Source organism: Acidovorax sp. Leaf73 (genome assembly GCF_916855635.1).
Taxonomy (GTDB): domain Bacteria; phylum Pseudomonadota; class Gammaproteobacteria; order Burkholderiales; family Burkholderiaceae_C; genus Acidovorax; species Acidovorax facilis.
The window spans coordinates 160385-186862 of sequence record NZ_CAKASI010000005.1 but is presented as its reverse complement, the minus strand read 5'-3'; the positions used below and the strand labels follow the sequence as shown (position 1 = coordinate 186862).

29 protein-coding genes are annotated in these 26478 nt (G+C 62.0%); 2 read left to right on the top strand and 27 right to left on the bottom strand.

Going from position 1 to position 26478, the window contains the following annotated elements; genetic code table 11:
- Positions 1 to 154: 154 nt before the first annotated feature.
- From LPA35_RS17550 to LPA35_RS17500, 11 genes are all read right to left on the bottom strand, one after another.
- Positions 155 to 595 carry a hypothetical protein gene (locus tag LPA35_RS17550; protein WP_228897849.1) on the bottom strand — a complete coding sequence of 147 codons (441 nt, stop codon included), beginning with the start codon at positions 593 to 595 and terminating at the stop codon, positions 155 to 157.
- A gap of 62 nt (positions 596 to 657) precedes the next feature.
- A complete protein-coding gene (locus LPA35_RS17545; protein WP_228897848.1) occupies positions 658 to 2460 on the bottom strand; it encodes a hypothetical protein in 1803 nt (600 codons plus the stop codon).
- 2 nt (positions 2461 to 2462) lie between these two features.
- Positions 2463 to 2900, bottom strand: a complete 438-nt coding sequence (locus LPA35_RS17540; protein ID WP_228897847.1) for a hypothetical protein — start codon at positions 2898 to 2900, stop codon at positions 2463 to 2465.
- Complete coding sequence (locus LPA35_RS17535; RefSeq protein WP_228897846.1) at positions 2897 to 4870, bottom strand: hypothetical protein; 1974 nt, start codon at positions 4868 to 4870, stop codon at positions 2897 to 2899. Before LPA35_RS17535 ends, LPA35_RS17540 begins: the two co-directional genes overlap by 4 nt.
- A complete protein-coding gene (locus LPA35_RS17530; protein ID WP_228897845.1) occupies positions 4867 to 6030 on the bottom strand; it encodes a hypothetical protein in 1164 nt (387 codons plus the stop codon). Before LPA35_RS17530 ends, LPA35_RS17535 begins: the two co-directional genes overlap by 4 nt.
- Positions 6024 to 6707, bottom strand: a complete 684-nt coding sequence (locus tag LPA35_RS17525; protein ID WP_228897844.1) for a hypothetical protein — start codon at positions 6705 to 6707, stop codon at positions 6024 to 6026. Before LPA35_RS17525 ends, LPA35_RS17530 begins: the two co-directional genes overlap by 7 nt.
- Before the next feature lie 3 nt (positions 6708 to 6710).
- Positions 6711 to 7781 (bottom strand): hypothetical protein, encoded by a 1071-nt coding sequence (locus LPA35_RS17520; RefSeq protein ID WP_228897843.1) that lies wholly within the window; start codon positions 7779 to 7781, stop codon positions 6711 to 6713.
- Between the two features lie 9 nt (positions 7782 to 7790).
- A complete protein-coding gene (locus LPA35_RS17515; protein WP_228897842.1) occupies positions 7791 to 8597 on the bottom strand; it encodes a hypothetical protein in 807 nt (268 codons plus the stop codon).
- A gap of 63 nt (positions 8598 to 8660) precedes the next feature.
- A complete protein-coding gene (locus tag LPA35_RS17510; protein ID WP_228897841.1) occupies positions 8661 to 8906 on the bottom strand; it encodes a hypothetical protein in 246 nt (81 codons plus the stop codon).
- Positions 8907 to 8964: 58 nt separating this feature from the next.
- Entirely contained in the window at positions 8965 to 9795 is an 831-nt protein-coding gene (locus tag LPA35_RS17505; RefSeq protein WP_228897840.1) for a hypothetical protein, read from the bottom strand.
- Complete coding sequence (locus tag LPA35_RS17500) at positions 9792 to 10001, bottom strand: DNA-binding protein (RefSeq protein WP_228897839.1); 210 nt, start codon at positions 9999 to 10001, stop codon at positions 9792 to 9794. The genes LPA35_RS17505 and LPA35_RS17500 overlap by 4 nt, the downstream gene beginning before the upstream one ends.
- A gap of 172 nt (positions 10002 to 10173) precedes the next feature.
- Between LPA35_RS17500 and LPA35_RS17495 the strand changes: the two genes are divergently transcribed.
- Positions 10174 to 10422 (top strand): hypothetical protein, encoded by a 249-nt coding sequence (locus LPA35_RS17495; protein ID WP_228897838.1) that lies wholly within the window; start codon positions 10174 to 10176, stop codon positions 10420 to 10422.
- A gap of 195 nt (positions 10423 to 10617) precedes the next feature.
- Positions 10618 to 10878 (top strand): hypothetical protein, encoded by a 261-nt coding sequence (locus tag LPA35_RS17490; RefSeq protein WP_228897837.1) that lies wholly within the window; start codon positions 10618 to 10620, stop codon positions 10876 to 10878.
- 2 nt (positions 10879 to 10880) lie between these two features.
- On the opposite strand, the gene LPA35_RS17485 is transcribed toward LPA35_RS17490, so the two are convergent.
- From LPA35_RS17485 to LPA35_RS17410, 16 genes are all read right to left on the bottom strand, one after another.
- Positions 10881 to 12740 carry a hypothetical protein gene (locus LPA35_RS17485; RefSeq protein WP_228897836.1) on the bottom strand — a complete coding sequence of 620 codons (1860 nt, stop codon included), beginning with the start codon at positions 12738 to 12740 and terminating at the stop codon, positions 10881 to 10883.
- Positions 12741 to 12976: 236 nt separating this feature from the next.
- The gene (locus tag LPA35_RS17480; RefSeq protein ID WP_228897835.1) at positions 12977 to 15337 is read right to left on the bottom strand and encodes a hypothetical protein; all 2361 of its coding nucleotides are present in this window, start codon (positions 15335 to 15337) and stop codon (positions 12977 to 12979) included.
- A 71-nt stretch (positions 15338 to 15408) separates the two neighbouring features.
- Entirely contained in the window at positions 15409 to 16080 is a 672-nt protein-coding gene (locus LPA35_RS17475) for a DUF6682 family protein (RefSeq protein ID WP_228897834.1), read from the bottom strand.
- Between the two features lie 3 nt (positions 16081 to 16083).
- On the bottom strand, positions 16084 to 16455 hold the full coding sequence (locus tag LPA35_RS17470; RefSeq protein ID WP_228897833.1) for a hypothetical protein: 372 nt from the start codon (positions 16453 to 16455) through the stop codon (positions 16084 to 16086).
- A gap of 82 nt (positions 16456 to 16537) precedes the next feature.
- The gene (locus LPA35_RS17465) at positions 16538 to 16951 is read right to left on the bottom strand and encodes a hypothetical protein (RefSeq protein ID WP_228897832.1); all 414 of its coding nucleotides are present in this window, start codon (positions 16949 to 16951) and stop codon (positions 16538 to 16540) included.
- A gap of 64 nt (positions 16952 to 17015) precedes the next feature.
- Positions 17016 to 18119, bottom strand: coding sequence for a N4-gp56 family major capsid protein (locus LPA35_RS17460; protein ID WP_228897831.1), 1104 nt, complete (start codon positions 18117 to 18119; stop codon positions 17016 to 17018).
- 162 nt (positions 18120 to 18281) lie between these two features.
- Positions 18282 to 19277: a hypothetical protein gene (locus tag LPA35_RS17455; protein ID WP_228897830.1), complete on the bottom strand. Its 996-nt coding sequence runs from the start codon at positions 19275 to 19277 to the stop codon at positions 18282 to 18284.
- Between the two features lie 38 nt (positions 19278 to 19315).
- Positions 19316 to 19645: a hypothetical protein gene (locus tag LPA35_RS17450; RefSeq protein WP_228897829.1), complete on the bottom strand. Its 330-nt coding sequence runs from the start codon at positions 19643 to 19645 to the stop codon at positions 19316 to 19318.
- A 28-nt stretch (positions 19646 to 19673) separates the two neighbouring features.
- On the bottom strand, positions 19674 to 21806 hold the full coding sequence (locus LPA35_RS17445) for a genomic island protein (RefSeq protein WP_228897828.1): 2133 nt from the start codon (positions 21804 to 21806) through the stop codon (positions 19674 to 19676).
- Positions 21807 to 21811: 5 nt separating this feature from the next.
- Positions 21812 to 23332, bottom strand: coding sequence for a terminase (locus tag LPA35_RS17440; RefSeq protein ID WP_228897827.1), 1521 nt, complete (start codon positions 23330 to 23332; stop codon positions 21812 to 21814).
- Positions 23304 to 23996, bottom strand: a complete 693-nt coding sequence (locus LPA35_RS17435; protein ID WP_228897826.1) for a hypothetical protein — start codon at positions 23994 to 23996, stop codon at positions 23304 to 23306. Before LPA35_RS17435 ends, LPA35_RS17440 begins: the two co-directional genes overlap by 29 nt.
- A 348-nt stretch (positions 23997 to 24344) precedes the next feature.
- Positions 24345 to 24557: a hypothetical protein gene (locus LPA35_RS17430; RefSeq protein ID WP_228897825.1), complete on the bottom strand. Its 213-nt coding sequence runs from the start codon at positions 24555 to 24557 to the stop codon at positions 24345 to 24347.
- Between the two features lie 228 nt (positions 24558 to 24785).
- Complete coding sequence (locus tag LPA35_RS17425) at positions 24786 to 25277, bottom strand: hypothetical protein (protein ID WP_156358668.1); 492 nt, start codon at positions 25275 to 25277, stop codon at positions 24786 to 24788.
- 74 nt (positions 25278 to 25351) lie between these two features.
- Complete coding sequence (locus LPA35_RS17420; protein WP_228897824.1) at positions 25352 to 25618, bottom strand: hypothetical protein; 267 nt, start codon at positions 25616 to 25618, stop codon at positions 25352 to 25354.
- A complete protein-coding gene (locus LPA35_RS17415; RefSeq protein ID WP_228897823.1) occupies positions 25615 to 25893 on the bottom strand; it encodes a hypothetical protein in 279 nt (92 codons plus the stop codon). Before LPA35_RS17415 ends, LPA35_RS17420 begins: the two co-directional genes overlap by 4 nt.
- A complete protein-coding gene (locus LPA35_RS17410) occupies positions 25893 to 26408 on the bottom strand; it encodes a nuclease domain-containing protein (RefSeq protein WP_228897822.1) in 516 nt (171 codons plus the stop codon). Before LPA35_RS17410 ends, LPA35_RS17415 begins: the two co-directional genes overlap by 1 nt.
- Positions 26409 to 26478: the final 70 nt, after the last annotated feature.

The window sequence follows — 26478 nt, the reverse complement described above, 5'->3', positions numbered from 1 at the left end:
GCTCCACGCAGGCCGGGAACGCCGCGAGTGACAACCACAGTCTCTGGAACTGGCTGCTCAACAACGACGGTTCGGCCTTCTGGGACTTCGACAACCACAGAACTGACGCTCTGAACAACCAGAGCATCAGGCGTGCCAGGCTGCACCACAGTGCTCAAGGCTCGCTCCAAGGCAACAGAGATACGGTCAGTTCGTACTGCGGTTCAACCGCTCCACTGGGCCGCGTGACCGTGATGCGGACGATGCACTCGCTCCATGCCGGAGGTGTTTCTCCAAGCTCCAGCGCGGCCGTGTACGCGGCATCCATCACCAGCGTCAGCGTGTCGCCATCCAGGATGATTTCGTCGTCTGCGCTGGTCAGCTCAAAGATCACCTCTTCGGGGTCGGAGCCGCGAAGAAACTGCGCCACCGCAGAACAACCCGTGTAGTCCTCTGGCGTCTTGTCCGCATCTGGAACTACTGCGCCAGAGCAGGCGTCCACCAGTCGTCCGCACTCCCACCGCGTTTTATACGGAACGGTATAGCGAGGCAGGGGCGCCTCATAGGACGTGCCCTGATAAATCGGTAGCAGCGCGAAGCGGGCCGGATTGGTCATGCCCCGCAGTGTTCCGGCGCCCGCCCTTTGGCGCCAACCCTACTGGGGGTTTCGCGCCAGGGTCAAATCGTCTGGCTGAGCGATGCGCTGCCGCTGATCGAAGCATTCGCGCTGACCATGGCCCATGCACTGGCCAGGCGCTGCGATGACGTGGTGAGCCCCACCTTCGCGGCCTCCATACGGGCATCGTTGGCGTGCAGCACGGCGTCGGTGTTGGCCTTGGCAACCTGGGCGGCAATGCTCTTGCCTGCCTCGTATTGCCTGATGTTCGACTCCCAGACGCGGGAGACAGCACCGGCCTGAGCCTCTGCGGCACTCGCCCCGGCGCGGTAGCCGTCCACCATGACAGCGGATTTACGCGATGCTGCTTCGACCTGGGCGGATGCTGCTGCCAGCTGGGTTTTCCAGCCATCCCACTCCAGCCCCTTGGCCGCAAGCTTGACCTGCAGCTTGGCAATCTCCACGCGCGCGCGCTCGGCCTGGGCACCCACCTTCGCACCGTAGGCGCGGGCCAGGGTTCCAACAGCTTCGACCTTGGTAGCCTCGGCGCTGATCGTGGCCTTGTACATCTCCGACTTTGCGGTTTCGGCATTGACCGTGGCGACAAAGGCTTTGACCTGCTCGGCCCCGGCCTGGATGCGTGTACCCTCCAGTTCCACAAGCGTCTTTGCGGCTCCAACGCGGGCTTGGTAGATTTGCACGGCGGCCATAGCGCCTTCGATCTCGGCCTTGAATCGCTCCACCAGGGACCGGTTGATGTCGGCCTTGGTCTGCTCGGCTTGCAGCAGAGCCTTGAACACCTCGACCTTGTTCAACTCGGCCTGGATGACAGTCTGATAGGCGGATGCATAGGCCTGATACCCCGCCAGCAAGGCCTTGTACTGCTCCAGCGCTGCGTTGTGGCAGGCAATGGCGTTGTCGGCGGCGGTCTTGGCAAGATCCACGGCCAGCACTTCCAGCTTGTAGGCGTCATCCAAAAGAGTGGATTCCAGCTGCAGCGCCAGGGTCGTCGCCTGCTGCAGATTGGCCTGCTCAAGCTCGGCTTGCTTGATGGCGACATCGCGCGACAGGCCGGACAGCTTGTCGTTGTACTCGCGGCGTGCATCTGCCAGTTGCCCGGCCAGCACACCCGATGGCAGCGCGAAGCCCAGCGCTTCGGATGCGCGCAGAACCTCCTGCTCTTTCGCCAGGGCAATCTGCGTTTCGCGGTCGCGCGAGCGGTCCCAGATTGCCTGCTCCACAGCAGGGGCCAGTCCGGTCCCGCCCTGGATTCTGGCGTTCAGCGTCGCCTTGAGGTTGTCCAGCAACTGGCTGGCGTACCGCGCGCCGGGCGAATAGGCGAACGGCGCGGGCTGCAGAACCGACAGTTCCGGAATGTCGTCCAGCTTGTCAAGCCAGTCTTCGTGCAGGTTGATCCCGCCGAAGCTGTGGGCCTGCAGCGTCAAGAATTCCGGCGCATCCGGCAGGATAACCGTGGGGGCATCTGGCAATGCCACATCCCGCACCTCGGGCAGCACCGGGGCCGTGCCGATATTCAGAGTGGGCGCCACGCCAAAATTCAGCGTCGGCATCTCCACATCGAAATCATCAATCGTCACATTGCCCACGGTGTCCGTCAGCGTGGACGGCATCCCGCCCGGGATGGCCAGCGCAATCTCTGGCAACTCGGGCAGGTCCGGGATGGGTGGCAGTACAGGCGCGGCCAATGTGTTCCACACAAAGCTCATGGTGGGCGGTTGGTACACGCTGGCATTCAGCGCCGCCTGGAACCCCTCCACCGCAGCCGTAGCGGCGTTGGCCAAATCAATGGACCTGTCGTATTTGTCGTTAACGATTTCTGCTGCGCTGCTGGTTGCGTCGGCCATGGTTAGACCCTCCGTGATTTCGATTGACGATTGAGGACTTCAACGCGATCGAGCGTGAAAGCCTGCCCGGCCGGATTGCTCAGGCCAAAGCCCAGATAGTTCTCGCGGATGCCTCGCCCCACGGGGCACCGCGTCTGCCCGCTGGACCGCATCGGGAACGGGTAATGCCAGCTTTGCTGGGCGCCATGCACCGTGAACCGCGCGCTCCCGCAGCCGCGCATGGACAGGTAGACCATCTCCAGCGCATGTTTCAACGTGGACTCGCGCAGCGTGGCGGGGAGTTGGATGTTCGACACGATGGCCAGGCCGTCGTCGGCCTCGCCACCGAACGCATAAAGCCCGGTTGCAGAGCCGCCGTGTGTGGGGGTGATGCTCTGAAAAGCGAAGCGCGTGTACTCTGTAACTGCCCCGCTGATCGTGTTGCAGACAATGGCATTCATGGCTTTATCTTTCCCGTTGCGATGAGCGCGCGGATGATGAATTGCTCTTGCGGCGCCAGCGCACCGTCGGGCACCCAGCGGGCCGCCTTTGCAGTGTCAAGCTTTGAACGACCGCCGCTCCACAAATGCGCGGCGCCCAGGTAGTGGTCGTCAGACTGCACCTGCGCTGGGTTTGCTGCGCCTGGCAGACCTTCTGCAATCACCACAGCCGATGGCGCGCGCGAAGGCTCCGACGAAACCACGGGCGAGACGAAGTTCGCGGACCAGTTCGCCTGCACAAGGCTGGTGATGGCATTTGGCGCGGACCATGTATCCCACGCCGTGCGGCGCTGCGTGAAGGCACCGGCAATCCGCACGCGCTCGGTTGCCACGTTGTCGCGGACCAGGGGCGTGTCGATGTAGACCCCGCCATCCCGAATCCAAATGCTGTCGCGCACCATGATGTCCGGGCATGTCACCCATTCATATTCCCCGGTGCGCCAGTCTTGAATCAGGTACTCAAACACCACCACGGTGATTTGCGCGCCAATGGGTACGAAGGCGTCTGACGCCACCACCAGACCGGGCGCTGAATCTGGAACCAATCGCGTCGAGGTGAAGTAGCCGGGCGAATAGGTCACGCTCACACCGCCCAGGCCCGGCGGCGCCACCAGGAAGTTTTCCGAGGTGATCTGCGCGGCGTAGTACCGCTCGACGTGCGAGAACTGGCCGTTTGCCGTCCACCCAAACAGGCACTCGGGCGGCATGAAGTCGCGGCGCAGGATGTGCGCTGGGTAGAGGTCGGCTGACGGTGCGTCAAAGATCGGGAAGATGGTGTGCGGCTGCGCATTGGTCAGCGTGGACCGATAGCCGCGCTGCGTCGCTTCCACCACCCATTCATGCGTCACCGAGCCGCCAGAACCGACAGGAGGCTCCGTGCGGTACGCCACGTTGTAGGGGAACGAGAGAATGCGCGCCGTCAGATGGCGGTCGCCAATGCCGGTGAGCAGATGCGCTTTGACGTTCTGCACCTGGCCCGGCCGTGCCGCTTTGCGGATATCCAGCACAGGCCACCATGGGCGCTGCAGGGCCAGGAGTGCGTCACGTTCTGCAATCCAGTCCGCCAGGCGGTCGGCGTAGGTCAGGGATTCTTCTACCCATGCCGCGTGGGCGGCTTCCCATGCAGATATAACACCTGCGTTGTAGGCGGCAGCGGCAGCGGCAGCGGCCTCGTACAGCCCTGCAACACTTGTCCGCGAGGGTGTGACTGGAGTGATGTTGCTGCCATCGATATCCTGGTTGTAATATTCAAGGTCGCCAGCTACAAGGTTCTGAACCGTCACAGACTCGTAAAAGTCGCTCCCCGTGTAATAGTTGGTGCGGACATGCCGGTAGTACCCATAGTCAACAGACTCATTGGTAACCCGGCCAATTTCCGTGACAATCCATGAGCCCTCCGCAACCAGGGTTGGTTCGTCGGTCAGTAATCCCCACCCGATGTACAGCTTGACGACACGATGCAACCCTACCGGGAATGTCACCGGTAGGCCCGTCGTCGTCGCAGTGGAATATGCCGATGCAAGCGGCGGATACGCAGGCTCTGGCCCAGGCGGCTCCGGCTTCGGAGGCAGATCGTCATACGGAAAATCAACCACCGGCCGCTCCCAGATGGGAAGGTGCGCAGAGTTGAAGAACGCCGTCCACGCGATGAATGGTCCGCCCCCACCACCCACCGGCCAGAGCAGCATGGTTTGCACCGTGCCCACCACGTTGATTTCGTAGCGCGAGCCATCGGGCAGAAAGCCACCTTCTCGCGGGTTCGGAACCGATGACAGCCGTGCGCGGGTGCAAAACTGGTGGAACACCTTCTGTGCCATGTCCAGCTGCTCGGCCGTGGCGCGGCCCTCCATCACGCGCAGAACAGGCGGCGCCGCGCCCGGCATGGCTTGGCCGGTCGGCGTGAAGGCAAACGGGTTCCAGATGTTGCTCATTGCGGAACCGCGATGTACTGGGGGATGCCGTCAATCTCGCGGAAGGTCGCGCACACCTCGGCGGCTGCCGTCTTGTAGCGGTCGCCGGTCAAACTGGAGGTCTGCCCACCGTTGAATCCGGCCACCACCTCGCCACCAGCAATGCACAGCATGGCATCACCGGCTCCAGTGCCGTCGCCAAGTTTCAGGCGGTCGCCCGGGGCTGAGACTCCGGAACCATGCACCACGGGGCCGCGACGGGTCGGCACATGGGCCAGGGTGTCCCAGGTGGTGCCAGCAAGGAAAATCAAGTCCTTTTCGGTGCCCACATAGATCCCGTCGTCCACGGGCTGCACTGCGGTGATGTCGCCCACCAGGCGTTTGAAGTCGCGCCAGTCAGACAGGTGCAAAGCCGAAGGGCGGCAGGCCCAAAGCGTGTCGCCTACGGCCGTGAGAACCCGGCCGCGCCAAAACGCCGTGTAGGTGCCCACCGGGAACGGCCGTGCTCCCAGTGTTCGGCATGGCAGCACCAAAGCCGCGTTGTTGCCGGTGTACTCAAAACTTCCCGTGGCTGTGGTGCCCGCAAGGTAGCCGCCCTCCCCGTCCAAGCCGCTGAGGTAGACATTGATGGCGTGGCCATCCATCTGCGGCAGGCCGTCCAAGCGGAATCCGTTGTTGATGGAGATGGGTTCAGAACTGATGGCCGGGCTTTCCAGCCGGTCCGACAGACGCACATGCGTCAGGTGGTAGCGGTAGGAGCCCGGGAACAGGTCGCCAAATGCCTCATCAGGAAAACCCAGTGATGCTGGCGCCGGAACGCTGCGGTCCCAGCCGGTGAGCCCATCGGTCACGCCATGGATCAGCCCGTTGGTGTACGTTGTCTGGCCGTCTGGAAGATTGCAATACCAGACGCGGCCGGGCCCCAGGGCCGGGTGAATCACATGCTGCGCTCCGCCCGGGTGGATTGCGACCAATGCGCTCCCCGTGGTGGCAAGCATGAATCCTGCGGCCTCATGGATGTTCTTGTGGCAGGTGTCGGATTCCTCGGTGAACCCATAGCGGCGCGAGATTTCGCCGGTCAGGCCGATATTCACATCGGTCGCCGCAATGAGGTCTGCGCCTGTCAACCGATGCGCAGGCAAGACGTTATTGATGCCCGTGAAAGCCTCAAAGGTCAGCATGTAGCACCTCGGCTGATGGATGGCTTGCCAAGCTGCATTGGGAAGCAGGAGCGCCCGCGAGTGGCGGTTCCGAGATTGCCGGTGTCACCAAACTCCAATGGGTAGGCGCTGACGCCTTGGGTGGCCATGGCGTCCATCAGGGTTCGCCCGACACCAAACGTGGCGAGATCGAGACCAAGCACAGCCATGGCAAAGGCCGACGACGGCGCGCCCAGTTCCAGCGGCGTGGCACTGGCGCCTGTTGTCATCACTGCGGCCGTGTCAATGTCGCCCAGCTCCAAAGGCGTTGCAGACACTCCGATCACCACGGCCTCGGCCACGATGTCGCCCATTTGCAAAGGAGCAGCGCTGGCACCGGTTGTCGCGACTTCGCCAGAGGTTGTTGGCGCGCCAAGCTCCAATGGCCTGGCACTCACCCCGACAGACACGAAGTCCGGGTCTGGCTGCGCAATGGTCGACACGCCCACACCAAAGCGGGCCAGGTCGATCCCCCAGGGCGTAGCCGCGACATCAACACCCACCTGGCCCGTGACGGCGCCAAACTCCAGCGGCGTGACAGACACGCCCAGCGTCGTGACGACAACCAACCCAACGCCAGCATTGACAAGGTCAATGCCTTTTGTAGTTTGTTCCTCGGCACCGTTGATGAGCGCGCCGTTGATGAGGGGGTAGCTCATGCTTTACAGAGCGGTGTTCGTCTCGATGAAGAAGCCGCGCCAGTAGAAGCGGCCCAGGAAGCGCCCGCCCGTGGCGGCTGTCTCCACCTTGAACCTCAATTGCTCGCCAGACAGCAGCGCGCCACCCGCAGAAATTGGGATGCGGTGGATCTGGCCGTTGCCGCTGATCTGGGACAGCGTGACGTTGTTGGCGAACCGTGTGGCATTGGCGCCCGTGCCGATGGAAACGGCAGGGTTTGCCGAAGCAGTGGCCACGTGAGCGATGAACCCAACCTCAGTGACTACCAGCCCCGAAAACGTGTCCGTGCCGACGTCAATGGGTTCCTCTGTGGGAAACCACCAGCCAGACGCAGAGGCAACACCGCCGCCAGGGCCGTCGAACACGGGTTCTGTGGCATCTAGCGAGCTATCGACGTCCAGATCCTCAATTTCCAACCAGTATTGATACCCGTCTGGCGTTGTTGGGCGCACAACAGAACCACGGTAGAAATCGGTTGCACTCCATGTGGTCGGCACGCCAAGGTCAACAGGTACAGACCCGCCGACAGATTCAAAGCCAAGGTTGCGATCAGTGCCCGTACCGTTGGTGGTGGACCGTGTGATCTGGAGATACGGATAACCGGCCAGCAGCACCGAGTTCGCGATGCGAGATCGGCCGCCAAAAGCAAGCGCGCCTGAACCCCGGGCGTCTGCGCCCATCGTCCCGGAAAGCGCAAAAGCGCTGCCGCCGCTCGGGTTGCTGACTTGCTTGGACGTTGGATCGCGTTGCAGGAATGTGCCCAGCATATTTGCCGTGATTCGGGCCTCTACCTTGGTCCCGATGGGCCATGCTTGTACGGTCCCCTCGGTTTCGCGAACCACGGTCCAGTCCACGCCATCGGTTTCCACGATGGCCACGACCTCATAGAGCCCCGCAAGGTCCGGGTGCGTGAGGGTCGCGAGCTGCTTGTTTCCGTCACCCGCGCCGATGACCTGGAACAGCGTTGCACTGGCAACCTGCATGTTGATGTCGCCAGAGTCCGCATCCAGCGCCGCCGCTAGCGTTGTCTCCGCGTTGTTGGAAAAGAGGTGCATAGCGCCTCCTTAAGCCGGGATCAGGCTGAAAATCTTGGTGGCGCCGTTTGGCCACTGGTGCGACAAGGCGAAACCATTCGTTCCCAGTGGCAGACCCACCGCGTAGTCAGAGGTGAGCCGGATCAGCAGTGGCGAAGTGCTCGGCGTGCCGGTGTCCTTGTAGATCAGGTAGGAGCCGATGGTCGAGCCCGAAGCAATGGCGCCAAAGCTCGGATCGGCAGCATCAAAAACGCCGTCAGCAATGGTCTTGCTGGTCAGCGTCTGGGCTGTGCCAATCACCGCCGCAATGTCGTCAAGGAATTCATGGGCGTCGTCGTAGACATAGCTGGTGGGCAGTGGCACAACCTTGATCGTGTCGGCGCTGAAATTGATCTCGCCCGCCAGAACCTTCTGCGCGCCCAGCGGGTAGAACGGGGCAGTGATACGGGCAATCTTCTTGACGCCGTTGTCCCATGGAACAGTCAGCGCGCCGCCGTTGGTGTCGAACGGGAAACCGGCCACGGTGTCGTAATAGAACAGGACGGGTGCCGTCGAAGTGTTCCCTGTGTCCTTGTAGATTGCCATCGCCTTGACGGTGCTCCCGGGTGCCAGGGTGCCAAAAGCAAGATCATCAGCATCCAGCACACCTCCGGTAATCGACTTGCCAGTCAGGGTCTGGTCGGTGCCAACGCCGGTTCCCAGGCTCGCCACAAACTCATGCGCGGTGCTGAATGTGTAGGTGCTGGGCAGTAGACGTGCCTTGATGGTGTCGTCAGCAAAATCAATCGAGGCGCCCAGCATCTTTTGGGCACCCTTGGGGTATGAGGTGTTGGCCATGGCCGGAGCTCCTGCAAGGTGGATGCATTGCAGTGTTCCGGGAATGGGGGAAAGGCGCGAACCCTACTGGGGGGCGCGAATTCCTGGTGTTTGCAGCACCGCCATGCCTTTGTCGCCAATCTGGAGGCATAGCCGCGAGACGTTTTGCGGGTCTTCGTCGTAAACCGCGCGCCATGCGTCACCGGGGTTGTCGTGCCCGATCAGCCGAACGGCGGTGAGCGTCTGTCCGCTGGGGTGCACTAAACGGTCGCCGTGGCGAATGGGGCGGCCTTCGAAGTCTGTCCATGGGCACAGGTCTGGGTCAGCCATCACGCGGCCCTCGGAACGGTGATGACCATCCACCAATTGCTCCATCGTCCGGCCATGGTCAACCCTCCCCTTCTGGCACCAGGCGCAGGAACGTGAGATTGTTCTCGGCGCAATACCGTCGGAAGGCGGCCTCGTGCCTTTCACCAACTCGCACCTCGGTGCTGTGACCGATCGTTCCGCCTTTCCAAGACCCTTTGCGCGGCCCGACATCCTTTGCGAATGTGAGATCCAAAGAGGTGCGCACTCGCGGCCGACGGAAAAAGCTCATCCACTTGCACCAGCCCGTCCCGAAGCGCCATTCGCGTTCTTCAATGTGGGTCTTGGCCTGGATCACCTCGCCGTCGAAATCCTTGAACTCGAAAACCACTTTGGGCAGGGTCTTTTCGAACTCCCAACGCCAATCACGTTGAGCCTTTGCCACCTCGCGGTGACTGGTGTCAAACAGTTCTCCAAGCACTTCCCCATCTGGGCCGTACCAACTTTGGCGGACGTGCCGCCACTGTGTCCAAGGAAGAAAACAACTCCAGCTCTGGGTTGTTGTGCTGTCGCCGGTTTGCGCGCCCAAGTAAACGTAGAAATGCCCATCAAAGATGTAGAAGCCATAGGCCCTTGGCGAGAATGTGTCGTAGTAGTTCCGCCCAAGGCGCGCCACGGTTGCTGTATCCCAGTTGGCCTGATGACGCTCGCGGAATGGCTTGAGCAAGGCCGGGAAGTACACGCGCAACAGCCACTTAGAGACCTGCAGATGCAGAACGTTGAACTTGGCATCACTGTCTTCGTCAGTGCATGCCTCGTAGTAGGCTGCTGCGGTGCGTCCGCCTTCAGACTTAGCCCAAAGAAACGGCCCCCAGGTGTGGTCGTTGTCTGTGTAGCGCTCACGGCGGGTCATGGCTGCACCTCCAGGCCAAGCAGGCGCTTGAGGTCCGCCACCGGCCATGCCAGGCGGCCGCCGATGTTCAGCGGCTTGATAGGGCCGCTGTTCAGGCAAGCCCACCCACGAAGCGTTTGTGGACGGCGGTTCAGGTAATAAGCGGCAGCGACTGTATCCACTGCGGGCCTGGTTTCATCTGCCAATGGCGGGAAAGTCTTTTCCATGTGCATCACCTGCTGGTGTTGTTGAACATGGAAGCCCATTGTTCGCATGCGCTGGAAATCACCGAACCCTACTGGGGGGTCCGCAAAAAAGCCCGCCGAAGCGGGCCGGAAGAAGAAAGCCCCCTCGGGCTACGATGGAGTTCTCACACAACCATCACCCGAAGGGGCTTCTATGACCAATCCTACTCCTGAGCAGCAGATCAATACTTCGTCGTTGGACTTCCAGGCCGCTCTGGCGATCACTGCGCTGGCGGCTGCCCTGTGCAAACAGCCCGGCATCGACGGACAAAAGCTACGGCTTGACTTCCTAGACGCACTCGAAGGGATTGCAAATTCTCCAGAAGGCGTTGGGTCCATCGGCCGCGATATTGCGTCGGTGATGTCATCAGTTTTAGACGCTCGCGCTGCAGGTATTGATTGATCAAGCTGCTGCAGACTTCAACTTTCTGCTGCTCCGCCGAAATGGCAGCGCTGCTGCTCACCATTGCCCACGCGCTTGCAAGTCGCTGAGACGATGCGGTAAGCCCGGCTTTTGCAGCCCGCATGCGTGGGTCATCTGCCATGTCTTCGCTTGCCATTTTTTGCTCCTTTTGCCATTTGGCGTAACATTTGGGGAATGGCCCAGTTCGATCCACTCAAAAAGCCCATGTCTCTACAAGAGTCAGAAGACCTTTTGAGCGGTCGAAATAGCGACGAAGAATTCATCTCTTTCTGGGGCAGCTTACTCAAAGGCATTGTCAAGTTGGCCGCCTACGGCGTTGTTATAGCGCTGGTAACTTGGCTGTGCATCTCCGTGCCCGCCATTGGGTGGCTTGCTGCTGTGGTCGTGTTCATTTACGGCATTGGTCAGATAGCACAGGCAGGCAACAAGAAATAGCGCTACTGGCGCTGATCTTCGCGCGCTGTAGCTGCTAGAGCGGCCCCCGATAGGGCTGGGTTCATGGTGGTGCGCTCTGCCAGACCTCGCACAGCCCGCTCTGAGGTCAATCCTCTGGCCAGCGTATTTGCCGCTGCAGGGGCTGCAAGAGCACTCGAAATCATCACCGGATTCCCGGTCGCCAAACCGCCGATCAGCGTGCTGGCCCAGGCCCCCAAACCGATCTGTCGCGCTGTCCCCGATGGGTTCGCAAACACCTGCGCGCCCTCGCGCCGGTTGGCGGCCATCTTCCCCATGGTCTGGATCTTCTGCTCCAACCCCGGGAACCCGGAGTTCGAGAAAAGCGCACGCCGCGCAGGCAGAGACATTGCCGCAAGGTTGGTCAGGAATGTCTCGCTGCTGAAGGCGTCTCCCATCTCGTTCTGGCTGGAGTTCTTGGCCCGGCCCAGGCGCTGCAGGACGGCGGCGGCCACCTCGCGGCGGTTTTCCTCGGGCATGGACTTCATCAGGCGGTTGATTTGGGTCCCGCCATCCGATAGGCCCGTGGTTGCGGCCTTGAAAATCTTCTCCGGCGCATCCCTGTTCACGATGGTTTCGAGCTGGTCCAGCCGCTGCATACTGCCCCGCGTGTACTGGTTCGCCCGGCTCCATGCCTGCTGAGCCTGCGGGCCTGCAGCTTCGGCCGCCGTGCCCAGGTCGTCGCTCAGTGCGGCGTAGAGCGCGCGCCACTTGCTGCGTGGCACGTCCGAGGTCAGGGAGTTCTCGGAGATTTCCTGGCCCACCAATGTGCGTAGCTTCTGGATGGCTTGGTACGGCAACTGGCCTGCAGTGGGCGTCACACCCGTGGACGACATGCCGGGCGGTACGTTGGCCAGAGTGGCGCCTTCCACGTCCTTGAGCATGGCGCGCTCGATGTTGCCGATCTTGGCATTGCGGAAGAACTGCGAGATGTTGGGCGCGCCTTCGATGCCCTCGTTCAACGCCTTGAGTGCTTCCTGCGTGCGATTGACGCTGACAGGCGTGTTCGCCGGGATGAACTCGTCCAGCTTGCCATAGAGCTGCTTTTGCGTGGTCTTCACGCTGTCCTTGAAGGCGTTTACACCCTTGGTGATGGCCTCGCCTGCGCCCCACCCCGAGGCATCCGGCGCCAGCTCGCGCGACAGCGCCTGAACCGAATCCTCCAGCGCCTTTGCCTGCACCTCGCCACGGCGTGCCATGAGTCCAGATCCACCAATCACGTTGGACAGCCCGGTCTCTGCCGCCTGCAGCGTGCGCGACTGCGTGGCCTGGCCCATGGTGGGCACCGTGCCAGATGCTTCCTCAAAGATCTTGATGTTCTCGGCCACACGCTGGCGGCCAGCCTCACCGCCGCGCAGCGCGCCACGTACGGCAGACTGGGCGACGAACGGAACGACTGATGGCGCCAGAGAACCGGCGATGTTGGCGGCGAACTGCGCGCCCTCTCCGCCACCGCCTTCGCGCGTAAGTCCTTGAGCCCCTGCGCCGGATGCCCCACTGGCAACCTGGGCGAGTGGGGCGGCAGACAGAGTCTTACCCACCGCCTGGGTCACTCCACCTGCGGCATTTGCCAGCCCGGCGCCAGTAGCAATTCCAGTCAATGCAGAAGCACCGCCCCGGTTGATGTCCTGAACCACTCGCTCACCGGCCGTCTCTGCCGTGGGTAGCCCCGCCCTTGTCAGCAGGTCGCCAGCGGCTTCACCCAGCATCTTCATGCGCGGTCCCTGCCCTTCGCCCATGACGGCATTCAACCCGGCGTTGATGGGTTTGGCGATCAGGTTGTCAGTGACCATGGCGGGCAGGTCGGTCAGGCCCTGCACTGCGCCGCGCACACCGATGCCCAAGCCGCGGGCCGCGCTATCAACCAGGGAGCGTTGGGGTGCTGCTGGCTCTGCCGCAGAGGCTGGTTTTGCACCAGGCGCTGGGCGCACCACCTCGTCGTTGTCCCATGGATTCGCAGAGGCTTGCGGCTTTGCTTCGGTGATTGGTGCAGCTGTTGTCGCGGTCGAAGATGCAGCCGGAGCTGGCGCAGTCCCTGCAGCTGGCCGAACGATCTCGTCATTGTCCCAAGGGTTGGCCATTATTGCTTCCTCCGCACATCACCGGATGGCGTCTTGTAGTAGGAGCCAGAAGGCACTGCGTCATATCCAGCAGCATCAGTCACTGCAGGCAAGTACTTGATGTTCAGGCTCTCGATGGTGTCCATCGCGGCCTTGCGTTGCTCGCGCGGGATCGTTGGGTCGCCAATCTGACCCGCCATCTCGCGATACAGCTGCACATCCTTGTCAGATTGCGGGCCGGACATCTTGGGCATCTTCGACACCAGTGCGCCCTGTAGCGCTTGGAGCTGGGCGGTAGCTTTGGCCCCGTCCGTTGCTGCTCCGAATGTCTGAGCAACCTTGTCCAGAGCAACGCCGCCGTAACTGCCCGTGGCGTTCGCCATCAGAGGACGCGCCTCATTCAGAATCGAGAAAATATCCTGGGTGTCCTTGCCTTGCTGCACGCCTTCCTTGTTCTGGCGAAGGTCAGCGGGGCCGCCAGGGATGGCCTCCATGTTGCCGTTTGCCGTGAAGCGGTAGCCAGGCGGGGCTTTGCCCTCCTGTTGCGCTCTCAGGCGCGCAGCCTCGGTCGATGCAAGCGCAGTGATACCGGCCCGCGTGTTGTTCCCGCGCTCTGTGATCAGCGTGCGGTCCATAGCGCCACGCTCCGAAGCCAGGGCCTGCGCCGCAAGCCCACGCTCGCGCATAGAAGATCGGTTTGTCTCGCTGTTTTCTTTCATGGCAGCAGCGGCGAGACCTGGTTCGGAAGCCTGCAGTGCGTTGTCGGTGGCCAGAGCCGATTGGTAGGCCAGCGCCGCAGGATTACGTCCGCGCGTCTGGTCGAAGCGCCCACCGTTGTTGGTTATCGAGGACGCACTTACAAGGGCATTGCGCAGGTCATTGCGCGCCTGCCAGTCGTTGCCGCTGTGGCGCACCATCGGGGCCTGCACGTTCGTTTGCTGTGGCGCTGGCATCGAGGCCATTGCGTCAGCAGCACCACGGCGCGCTAGGGAGTCGGCTGCGGCCATGTTCTGCGCGCTGATTGCGCCACCGCCTGGCGCTTGTCCGTTGACGGTGATGTCGCCGCTGATGTTCGCGGAGCCGGTGTAGCTGTTGCCGGTGCGGGTCACTGCGTTGTTGGGCATGGAGCCCATGGCTTGCGCAGCAGGCGTTATAGGATCTGGATTCACGAACCCACGCCCAGCCCCAGCGGCACGGGTCAGGGCACCAGCGGGTTGCGTTGGGGCGGGAGCCGGTGCGGGCGCAGCCTGTGGCGCCTCCCAGCTGCCCGTGACACCGCCAGCTCCACCACCACCTCCAGAACCTCCGCCGCCGCCTGTCCAGCCAGGAGGGGCGCTTGATGGGATCTGCATCAGCCGCTTTTGCAAGTCATCCTCCACCATGCCGCCATCCGCATACCGGCGCCACTCTGGCCGGTTGGTGATGGATGCAGCGCCTACGTCTGCGCTGCGCTGATCCTGTCGGGCCTGCCACCCCATCGGTGCTGCAGCTGGTGTTGCAGGGCTTGGCGCGGCCGCCATGCGCTGCCATGCTGGATTTGCAACATTGACCGTAGTGGGCTGTTGGCCTGCAGGCGCTGGGGCTGGGCGTGGCTGCGATGGAACAACGCTCATCCTCCCATTGGCGGGCTGGTAGCCTGCGCCAATCTGCGTAACGCCAGGGTCACGCGCGGCTGCAGCGGCATCACCAAAGCTATTGGGGCGGTTGGGGTCCACCATCCCACCGTCTGCGAACATCTGCTCAGGCATCTGCGCCATGCGATCGGCAGGGTTGAAGCCACGGGCGCCGTCGTCGTCATCACCTTCCACCTCGGCATCAGTCTGTCCGCCGTCTTCGCCGTTCACTGGCGTGTGTGTGGCGTCCTTGTACAGCTTGAGCACAGCAGCGCCCAGCGCCATCACTTGCTCAGGCGGGATCTTGAATTCGCCATCGCTCAGCCGCACAGGAACCGTGCCCATCTTCTCCAGCGCGCTTGGGCCGATTGCGGCCGTGGAGTCAGCGGGCATGATGTACGTGCCGGGCTCGGCTTCGTCGGGGATGCTGTCACTGGTTCCAGTGCCGGGGCCGCGCACCATGCCGCCACGGGCCAGCATCTGCGGCTTCTGCTTGAACCCCATGGCTTCCATCTGTGGGATCATCGCCATCAATTGGGCAGCGCGTGGATTGGACACCGGGGCCGGTGCTGGCGCAGGCACTGCGGCTTGCTGTGGGTAGCCCATCGCGGCCACCTTGGGCACCATGTCGCGCAACTGGCTCAGGCCACGAGCGCCAAACGCAGCAGGCCCAGCATCGGCGCTTTTCATGCGCGCAACCAGGCCGCCACCAGCATATTGGTCAGGGAGTTGCGCTAGGCGGCGCGCGGCTGGCATTTGTACTTGCATGGATGGCCTTTCGGATCAATGCAGGCAGTTTTCCCGCACGCGGCTGGCACGTCGAACCCTACTGGGGGCGCCTACCAGTTGCTGCGAACCAGTGGCGGGCGTTTGTCGCGCTGCTTGCGTTGCACATTGGCATCGGGCCGCGCGCCGAACGAGCGCTCAAATGATGCTTCAAACTCGATGGCCTTGGACTTGTCGAAAGCGTCTGCGTCCTGCTTGAGGTAGGCGCAGCGGTAGACCCAGTCTTTCAGGCGCTCGTGGAACCGCTCAGGCAATTCAGGCTTTGCCGTTCCAATGTCCACAGTCAGCTTCTTGAGAGCTCCGCGATTGACGGTCAGCGCAATGGTGCCCGCGCTGGTCGGTGTTGGCCACAGGCGCACCCTTGCCGGAGAACCGCCGCTGGCCTGCTCGAAGATGTACCGGCGCGGCTCTCCAGAACGGCTCTCCCAGTTCGAAGACTCGGCATCCATTTCTTCCACGCTGGTTTCAACTAGGGGGCGGCCAAGGTAGGTGATCCGCTTGATTCGGATGACCGAGGGGTGAAGGCTGTAGGTTGACACACCGGCCGTCAGCGTGATGCTGCAAACGGCCGGTGTAGCCCGGTCCTCGGTCAGGAACGCCCGTTCATTCGCCTCCTGTACCGCGTCGTTGAGGTAGCGGACGATGTCGGCATCACTCCACAATTCCCCGTCAACATCGTCCCGAAGGTCGGCACGAAAGGCGGCGATGAACTCGGCGACGTTCATGGATTACGCTGCGTCAGGTGCTGCGTCGGGAGCCTTGGACACCTCAGCCCAGACGGCATCAGCTTCTTCACGCTCTACCTTGAAGCCCACGCGGGCCTGCAGCTTGCGCAAGTCGGGTTTTCCGTTGTTGGTGAAGTCGTCTTCGTTGCCGCCATCCAGCATTGCATTGATGGCATCGGTCACGACCTGTTTGCGATCAAATCCACCTACAGGGGCCGTTTCAGGCGCGGTAATGGAGCTAGGGATGGCGCCACGCGAAATGGCTTCGCGGTGGAACATCTGCGGGATCTCGTCGCCTTCAGGGGAGATGGTGCAGGTGTGACCAGTCGTCAGAGCCACATGTAGAGGCTCGTCAGTGGGGGAGCGAAATTTCATGATTTTGTCCTTCAAAAAACCCGGTGGTGATCAAGCCACCGGGTACAAAAGGCCGTTTCCGGCCTGACCACTGAGAAAGGGTTTAGCCCTGGGTGAAGGCTGCGCGGCCGTCCACGATGTAGAGCACGGTCAGACGGCCCACGCCTGCAGATGGCGCAGTGCCGGTGCCATTCCAGACGACGCCCACAGTGCTGGGCTCGCTGTACTTCTTGCCCGTAGCAACGATGGGCACGGCGCCGACAGCAGTGATGTCTGCCGACAGTGCTGCATAGGTGTCCTTGGTGGCAGAGGCGGAGCCCACCTTGTCACCAATGGAGAACTTGTCGTCCGTGGCAGAGTTGAACAACGTGGTGATGGCCAGATGGCCGCCAACTACGATGGCGCCGCCGGGCAGATCAACGGCAGCCATGTAGGTGTCGTCGGTCACGTCGGCATAGGTGAAGTCGGCAGTGGCCGCGATGACTTCCTGGCGGCCGGAGAGTTTGGTGATGGGCATGATGAGATTCCTTCAACATCAGGGGAATGGATGAGCAGGGCCGGAGCCCCGCCCGCTTGGCTGCTTACTGCAGGTAGTGGTCGATGGAAACCACCGAGAAGTCTTCAAGCGACTTGTCGTAGATGCTGTAGAACTTGGGCTTGAGGAAGCCCAGCATCTTGTCGATGTTGATACCGACGCTGGAGTCGTACTGGAACTTCTTCTCGACCCAGTCGCCTTCACCCAGGTCGGCCATGCCCAGGGCCTGAGCGCCGCACAGCAGGGTGCGCGAGCCGTCCACCACACCACCGGAACCCCACTTCGAGCCCGATGCAGCGCCCTTGGTGTTGTAGACCAGGTTGTGTTCGTGGATCACAGCGCCGTCCACCGTCACGGTTGCGCCAGTGAACCATGGCGAGTCGGTGCCACCCTTTGTGGCCACTGCCACCACAGCGCGCTGGTAGTCGGGGTCTTTTTTCAGGGCCGCCAGCGTCTGGGGATGCACAAACATCACGTAGTACTCCTTGCCGCCCGAGCGGATAGGCTTCACGTAGTGCGACTTCGCGTAGGCGATGGCGTCCACGATCATGGTGTACTTCGGCACGTAGGACGAAGTGATCGATCCGGTTGCCGACACAGCCAGGCTGGTGCCGTCGAACATCAGGGAGCGCTTAGCCGAAGGCGCCGAAACGTCGGCGGCGAATTCCAGGTTCGGGAATGGCGAATTCACGCGTGGCGCGCCGTTGTTCTGGAAGGCATAGCTAATGCCAGAGAGTGTCAGGAAGGCAAGCTGGTCCATCCTGGAGCCCAGCCACTGCGCCAGCTTGTCGCGGCCTTGTTCGCGGAAGTTGATGACAGAACGCTGATCGGACATCTTGCCCTTGTTGCGCACACTGTGAGACATCAGATCAATCGAGATGATCTGCTCATAGTTCTTCATCGTTTCTTCGTTGCCTTCGCGCTCGTTGTCCCCAACCACGCCGTCATCAGTGAGGTCGGCCACGAGCTGGAAGAGCATCTGATCGCCCTTCTCAGTCTTGGTCAGTTCGGTGATCCGGTGGATCACGTTGTTGTCGCCAGAGCCGGTGAATTTGGTGATGAATGCTTGATCGCGCGCGGCCTTCCATACCACGCGGCTCCACAGCACTTTTTGCTGCGAGTTCAGTTCGGAAAAGGCGGTAAATGCCATGTCATGCTCCTTGGGTTCGTGTCTCGGGACATGACGCCGCCCAGCTGCGAGGAACATGACTTTTGAGGCGGTCAAGAGCGCCGGGGCTTAACGTCCCCCAGACGGAATCACCTGTTTACTGAGCCTGCGGGGCGGTGGTTCCCCGCAGGACTTGGCTATGGCTTAGGCGTTACCCAGAGCCTTGCGCAATTCATCCTTTGGCACTGCTGCAAGCTGGTCTTCATCCAGTGCTTTCCAGTCAATGCGGTTGGGCGTTGCGCGGTTGCCGATACCAGCCTGCGCTGCCGCTGGCTGCCGATCTGAATCGGTAAGCCCGCGAGCGATTGCTGCTGGTGTGCGCAAGTCTTTCGCAGGTTCTTGCTTTTCAGAAACCCTACTGGGGGTATCCGAGTCGGGCGCGAACTTCGGGGCGATCTTGTTGACGGCTTCGATAAGGGCCAGATGGGCTGGCATCCCCTTGCTGATGCGCTGATCACGGGCGGCCAGGATCAAGTCCAGGGCGTCCGCGCCCTCTGGATCGTTGAGCCATGGGTACGCCGCCACTGCCGTCTGCACAGCTGCCTGCAGAAGGGTCTTGGACTCTCGGGCCGTGAACTCGGTAGCTGCAACTTCGCGGGCCTGGGCCGTGGCCTGCTGCACCAACTGCGCGTTGATCTCACGGCGAATTGCGGCAGCCTTCTTGCTGTCACCGGCATACAGAGCTTCTGTGTATTCCTGCTCCTTGGCGTCGATGTCGGTGTCATCAGACGCGGCTGCAGGCGATGCGGATGGCGCTGGGGCCGTTGCTGCCGGTTTCTCAGTTGCCGCGCGCAGGCGCTTCAACTCTTCTTCGGCCGCTTCTAGTTTGCGCAGGGCCTCCTTGCGCTCTTCATTGACCTCGTTGAAACGGGCCTTCGGAATGCCTACCGAGCGCTTCCCGCCCTGGCCGTCTGCACCGTCTTCACCATCGGCTTCGGCGTTGTCATCGGTTGGCGTATCACCAGCGCCACCGCCGTCTGCGGCAGCCGCTTGAGCCTCGATTGGCTCTGGGTCCAGGTCGTTGCCCATGTCGGGCTTTTCATCGGTGGCAGTGCCGCCACCATCTGCCCCACCATCTTCTGCGGTCTTCATGTAGCCGCTGTAGGGTTGCAGGCGTCGCTTGAGTTCACGAATGTTCATGGTTGCTTCTCCAATGGTCTATGGTTGTGGTTGGGTGATCAGTCGCGGGTCTGCTCGCGCGCAATGGCGTGCACAACCCCGTGGAACACGTAGGCTGCCGCGCGTTGGCTGGCCGACAGCACGGCCACAGCCGGGCCATGCTGGGCGGTCGGATGCAAGTCGGGGTTGTTCAGGAACGCCGTCACCTTGGCCAGGACGTGCGCGCGCTCGCTATCTGGCAGGCGCTCCCAAGGTGGCGTGGAATAGTCGCCGTATGCCGTGTTGTGGGCGGCCACGGTTTCATGCGCCACGCGTGCGATGGCTTTCACCAGGCCGTCGTCTGCGGTGTTGGCGGCTTCTGTGGCCGCGTGGTTTTGCTGGGTGGTCATGGTCTTCCTTTCTCAGTGGTGGTCTTGTTCATTGCCCAATCTCTGGCTGCATACCGTCCGCCTCGGGCGTCTCGATGCCGTCCATGAACCCTTGAGCTGGGCTGGCGGGAGTGAGTGGGTCGGTGTTCTGTGGTATGTCCATACCCATGGCTTCGGCTGCGGCACCTTGTGGTGGCGGTTCCACGTAGGGCGCGGCGTCTTGATCCTCAAAGCCGATGGTTCCCAACAGCTGGTCGGCAGCTGCAGTGACTTGGGTGTTGCCTGCGACGACCTGGGCACTCTGCATCGTGCTGTAGAGGGTTTCGCCACGCTCCTTGATGGTCTCGGTGCGGACCTTGTCCGTTTCCGCCTTCGTCTTGTCGGTCTTGGCCGCAGTGAGTGCTGCCTCTGCCTCGGCGCGCGGGTCTGGCGCTGGCGCACCGGCTCCGGCCATCTCTTCGAGAATCGCCTGCTTGTCCGTCAGGTTGGAATAGCGCACCGCAGCCGTTGGGGGCAACGTAACGCCAGCCTTCATCATTTCCATCACTTGCTGGAACTGGCTGTTCTCAAACGTCACCTGCATCGGCTGCTCGGAGATCACCACGTCGTAGGTGCCCACGGTCACATCGTTGATGTACGCGCCGGTTTCGGGGTCAAGCTTGTTGATCTCCAGCACCTCTTCCTTCGGCTTGCCCGTCATGGGGTCCGTCTCTGTGATGCGGAAAACACGGTAGCTGTCGTAGTAGCGCTGGATCAGCTTGAGGATGCGTGCGCCCAACAGCTTGCGGGTGTATGCCAGGTTGTCTAATGGCGTTGCCAGCTGTTGCTGGCTGGCGAACTGCTTGGATTGGATGGCCACACCGGCTTCATCGTTGCCGCCCATGCCGCGCATAGCCTCGGGCACGGTAACGTCCTTCAGGGCCTGGGTTGCGCGGTCGATCAGGCGGTCAACGCCGGTTGGCACCTGGTTGGGCTGAATCTTTTGGGGTGCGGTTGTTCCCTTGGCGAACTCCAGCACCAGCCCAGTCTGCGCGCCCACAGTCTCCAGATCCTCGGTGTCCATGTTGGTCAGCGAGTTCTCTTCCACCACCCAGCCGCTGTTCGCGCTGGTGTTGATGATGTGCACGAACTGGCTCACGCCCTTGTTCAGAGCCTCCTGCGGCCCAATGGCGTTGTCCACCATGCCGCGCGTCTTTCCACGGCGGAAATAGGCGAAATACGGCACCACGGTGAAGTGCTCGTAGGGGCTGAAATCGTCATGCAGCGTCTTGCTGAATGTGGATACGGTCCACTTCACACGGCGGCGCATGCGCTTTGTCTGGATGGCGCCCTTTGCCAGTGCGTCCTGAATGGAATCGGCGGCCATGTTCGCCATCACATGGACATCCCCGGTGTCTGGGAAAACCAGGCAATCGGTCATGGCATAGACGAAGCGCTGGCGGTCGATGACGCGATAGCGGTTGATGCCGTCGCCCTCTGAGCTGTAGGCGTCGTACAGACCCGTGTCGGTGTTGCCGAACTTGTTGCGGCGGCCGTCGTCGTCGGTTTCTCCGAAGTCCTGCCCGGCGTCGTTCGATTTCTCGGCTATCACGCGGGCAGGCTTCTTGTACAGCTGCTCGATCTCGTCAAGCGTCAGCCAGCGCGTGATGATCACATCGCCCCACTTGTCGGGGTCGTAGCTCTTGGCGTCCGGGTCCGGGATAACGTCGCGCGGGTCCAGGTCGCTGACGGTGATCTCGCCCTTGATGTTGTTGTCGTAGTCGATGCGGATGTCGTAGTAGCCGCGTTGCTCGATCAGCCCATCACTGAATACCTTGGTCTCAACCCAGTGCAGGCTGGATGCGTCGGCAATCTGCATCGCCACCTTCTGCAGGATGGTCGCCACCTCCATGTCACCTTTGGCCCCGCGCGGCTTGAAAGCGATGTCCATGCGGTTCTGGATCTGATAGCCGATGGCGCTGTTGACGCTGGGCAGGATCTCGTTGAACTCATAGAACGGGCGCTTCTGTGCATTCAAGATGGCCTTATCGGCGGCACTCCACTGCTCGCCGCCGCCCAAGTACATACCCTCGCACTTGGCGGCCTGCTCGGTGTATTCGATGTGCCCACGGTCCTTGCCGTAGCAGTAACGCTGCCAGTTGTCGCGCGCTGCCTGATCTTCTGAGGTGGTAAGGGTTGCCATGGTGTTCAAGCGGCCTGAGCCGATCCGTTCGATTTGTTCTTGATGCCGAGGCGGTCGCGCCAGCTCTTGGCAGGGCTGCTGGTGGTGGAAGCGATGGGGCTGGCAAAGGTCAGCAGCAGCGAGTCGGCGCAGTCAGGGCTGGAGAGCCCGCGCGCCTTCATGTCGTCCTTGCTCTCCACGACGATGCGCATACGGTTGTCGTAGCCGTACTGCGGGCCCGTCAGGTCTGTTTCCATCTCCGGGTCTTCAGGCAGACAACCGCCCTCAGTCAGCCAGTCCTTGCCCAAGCTCCACAGCTCGGAGCGCTTGTTCCAGTAGCGCTGCTCGTTCAGGGCCTTCTCCCCCACCTGAACGGGGAACACCAGCTTTGTGAAGCCCATCTGGCGCAGGCGGTCGATCAGTCCCCAGCCAAGGCCGGTGGCGTCAACGAAAACGGCGTCTGGCTTGAATTCGTGGATTTCACCGGCCACCACGTCAGCCAGCTCCATCAAGTCTTTGATGCGGTACTTGCGCTGGGGCCAGACATGATTGGCTTGTCGGCGCGTGGTCACAGACTGGTCATCGCCATGGCGGGCAACGTCCACACCCATGACCCTGGCGAAGTGCTGGTAACCCTCCGCCTTGCGGCGCATGGCGGCCGAAACGATGTCCAGCCCGATGAACTGCAGATTCCCGGCGCGCGGGAAGACACCACGGACACGCACGCGCACAAAGTCGTGGTCTTCGCCGTAGTCGTCGATCCACTTCTGGATCTGGGCTTTGTTGGCCATCTTGGCCGTTCGGCTGTCAATCTGCCGCGTGGCCCAGCGGTGCTTGAACTTGCCGAAGCACTGCGCAAATCTGCCTGTGGTCTGCGTTGGGTTGCCAAAGGCCAGCCACATCGCTCCAGGCGTAGTCATGGCGCCCTCGGTCACTTCCCAAATCTTGTCAGCAATGGCTGAGGCTTCGTCGAACACCACCAATACATGCTTTTCGTGGGTGCCTGCGAATGCTTCACTGTTGTGCTCGGTCCAAGGGATGGCAGCAGCGAACCAGACTTCGGGGTACAGGACGTGCGCGAACTTCGTGGCCGTCCAATCGAACCAATCTCGGTTGATGGCCAGCTTGTGCCACTTGGAAAGCTCGCGCCAGGTCTTCGTGGTCAGCTGAGTCTTGGTGTTCGCCGTGACCACCACCTGCGGAAACTCGCGGGTGGACATGAACCACAAGATGATCCAGGCCACAAAGCCAGTCTTGCCGATGCCGTGGCCGCTGGAAACAGCGATCTGGATAGCGGTCTGCAATGCCTTGTCCGCGCTATCTCCGGCCAGCAGCGCGGAGCGGATCTCACCCATGACATCGCACTGCCATGTGTCGGGCCCGGTTTCGTTGGCCAGTGGCGTGCCAGCTTGCCCCCAGGGGAAGACGTACCGCACGAACCCCTCGGGATCGTTGTAGAACGCGGCAATGTCCTCAATCAGCTCGATGTCGAGCTTCGTGAGGCTGGAGAGCCGTGACTTAGCGGTTTGCTGCGCGGGCGCGGGCATTCAGCATGGCCTCCAGGAATGATTTGTCGCCACCCTCGCCTTCTGGCGCGTCATCCAGCCCAAAGGCTTGGCGTTCCAGACCAATGAGCACGCGCAGCGTCTCGCCTAAGTCCTTCATGGTCTTGGCGCGGCCTGGCAGAGAAATGACCTTCTGGTAAAGGTCGTTGAGCTTGTCCACGCCCTTGTCGTCTTCCTTGCGCAGGAGAACACCCAGTTCCTCCAGTAGCGTGGCGTTCTCCGGGCCGGTCTGAAGCTCCAGCTCGTCCAGCAGGCGCATGACGATGGAACGGCCGCGCTTGATGTCTTGGCGATGGGACAGCCGGACGCGGACGATTGCCTCGGCGTTGGCGTCCACGACTTGGCGTTCAGTCGCTTGGCGCTCTTTGGAAACTTCGGTGGAAACTGCTCGTTTGGAAACCTCGGCTTCAGCCTTGGCTTGGATCTTTGCCTTCAGATCGCGCACCCAGTTTTCAGCCTTCGCCCGCTTGTTGATCGCAGTGTGGGAAACGCTGTGCGCAGTGGCGATCTCCCTTACAGAGAGGATTCCCACACGGAAGTCACGCTCTATGGCTTCCCAGTCGGTTTTCCGCTTGGGCGCGACTTCACCGCCGGGCGTAGCGCCCTGCTCTGGTAGTTGCTTGCTGTCTTGGGTGTTGGTTGCCATTGCCCCGGCATGTTTCCGGAACTGGCAACTTCAAGCGAACCCTACTGGGGGGCTGTTACTGCGGTGGCGACCACTCGCCTATCTTGTGCGCTAGCGCGTTGCACGCCAGGGCTGAATGAATCCAGGCGCCCTTCCCCCGGATGGCTTGTGGGACTTTCACCCCATGTGGTGGCCGGTGGCGGGACCGGCGCGACAAGCGGATTTGCAGTCCACCTTAGAACGCCCTCAAGCTGGCCAGCCTTCTGGGTCGTGTCGCATTCGTTCGCAAAGCTCGGCAGTCCGAGCACACACCATCGAGGCCGGAATGTCCAGCCAGCACAAAACATGATGCCGCGCTCTGCGGTGGTGTCAAGCCTTCTTGATGACCGTGGCGGCGATGGGAACAGTAAACCCATCGACCGGCCCCGCCATGTGGCGCGCCATCGTCTCGTCCATGGTTTTGTGCACAAAGTTGCGCAGGGCTTCGAACATGGTGGATTCCAGCACGCGCGCGAACTCGATCTCTTGCTCTGGCGTTTGGGGCCGCCACGTTGTGCCGGTCGGGGTGGCTTCATCTGGCATAGCGGCCTTTCAGGTGTGGTGGGTAGGGGAGCGGGCGTGGGGTGAGATGACTCGGCACACCTTGCGGCAAGCCAGCGGATGGGGTGATTCTGAACCCGTCATCTATCACCCCAAGCTCTCCGCGAAACAGCGGTGCGCCGGTTTGTTGCGCGGTCCCATCGCCACGCAATTCGGCCATCAATGCTTCGCCGTCGTCTCTTGGGACAAACAAGAAGTAGCAATCGGTGCTCATGCCGCCTCCAGCAACGCCAGCTGCGCCGGGTTCGTGGCGATTACCGTGCGCAGCCCGTCCACCTGGCGCTGGAGCTTGCGGACCTGCTCCAGCAGCTGCAGAGTGTGGTGTGTGGCCTCAATCACCGCCGTCTGCGCGGATGCCCCGGCCGCGAACGGCGCCACCTGCAACCGCCACTCGTGCGGCGTGAACTCCATAACGGTGTCGCCCTTCTCCAGCTTCACATGGCCGGTTGGCATAGCGATCAGGATCACAGACTCGCTGGGTTCGTGCCGCAGGCTGGGTTTATAGATCCCCCGGGCCGGTGAAAAAATGTCACCGCGCTCCTTGAGCTCCTTGATGCAGTCGTTCACCGTGACCACCTTCAATCCGGTGTGGCGGACCAGCGCGGACACGTTGATCTCCATCTCTTGATCGTTCAAGGCGTGCACAGCTTCCAGCACCTGCACACGGCTGCTGCGCTTTTCACTGAGGTTCTTGTCGGTCATCATCATCTCCCGGTAAAATCTGATTGCTCAGGTCAGATGGACCGGGATCACCGCCTTCGGGCGGTTTTCCTTTTTCAGGGGCTCCAAATCGAGTGCAGCTCCGGCCGCAGTCGAATCGCCTTGGCCACGGTGGTTTCGAGATGCGGCGCTACCTCGGCCGCCAGGGTGTAGTGCGCCACTTTGTCGATGCAGGTGGAGGTGGCATGGCCTGTCTCCATCAGGAACACCATGGCTTTGTGGACGGCGTTGTAGTTCAGCCCAGTCTTGCGAGACAGATCCATGCGGGTCATGGTTTCGTCTGTGGATAGGCAGTTGTGCACCTTGCGCTGGTTGGGGGTCATGCTTCCCTCACAAATCTAAGATTGCCTACTGCGTTGCACTCCAAGCGGCGCAGGCGCACCAGTTGCTCTATGTCGGATTGGGCGGAGGTCCGAGACTTCCAGCCGAAGTGCTGCGCAATCACTGATGTGGACGGGAGTTGGTCGTTCTCTGCGAAAAAATCGCGCATGAACTCCAGCACCTGCTGCTGGCGTCCGGTCAATGGACGGCAGGCGAGGCTGCGGCGAACTTCGGCACGATGCCCGCTCACAGAGTAGGAAAGGCTTTTCGCGCTCATTACCCGTTACCTCCTGGTGTTGCGTTCAACAGCCCTAGCGCCCAAAGCGCGGCACCCCGGTCGCGTGGCGAGCTGTTGGTGTCAAAGGCGATGGCGCGCCACTCCAGCACCTGTGCCAGATGGGCGGACATGAACGCGGCGGCCTTCTGCGCGCGCGGTGCGGCCCCCTGATCCAGCCATTGATGGCAAGCCGCGCAGCCCCACACGCTGTAGTGATCGTCCGCCTTGCGGGCTCCTGCCTTGCCGTGGATGCTCAGGTTGCTGTGGCAGCACACCACCGTGGCGCGGTCCTGGGTGCAGACACCTGGCACGCGCAGCAGGCAGGGCATACCTCGGGCCATTTCGCGTAGGTGGGCGTTACGGTGGGCAGCCGACTTCGGCGCAGCTACCGGCGCGGCAACCACCGACTGCGGCGCGCGGAATGCTCCCGGCGTCACGGTCGGAGTGGCACGAACGCGGTCTGGGTCGCGTGGCTCGCGGCAATGCGCGCGGGGTTTGAATCCGGTGCGCTTCATTCTGCAGCCCTCAGCGAATCCCCTGGCAGGCTTGGATTCCAGGGCCCGGGGATGCTCCATGTCTCGAATG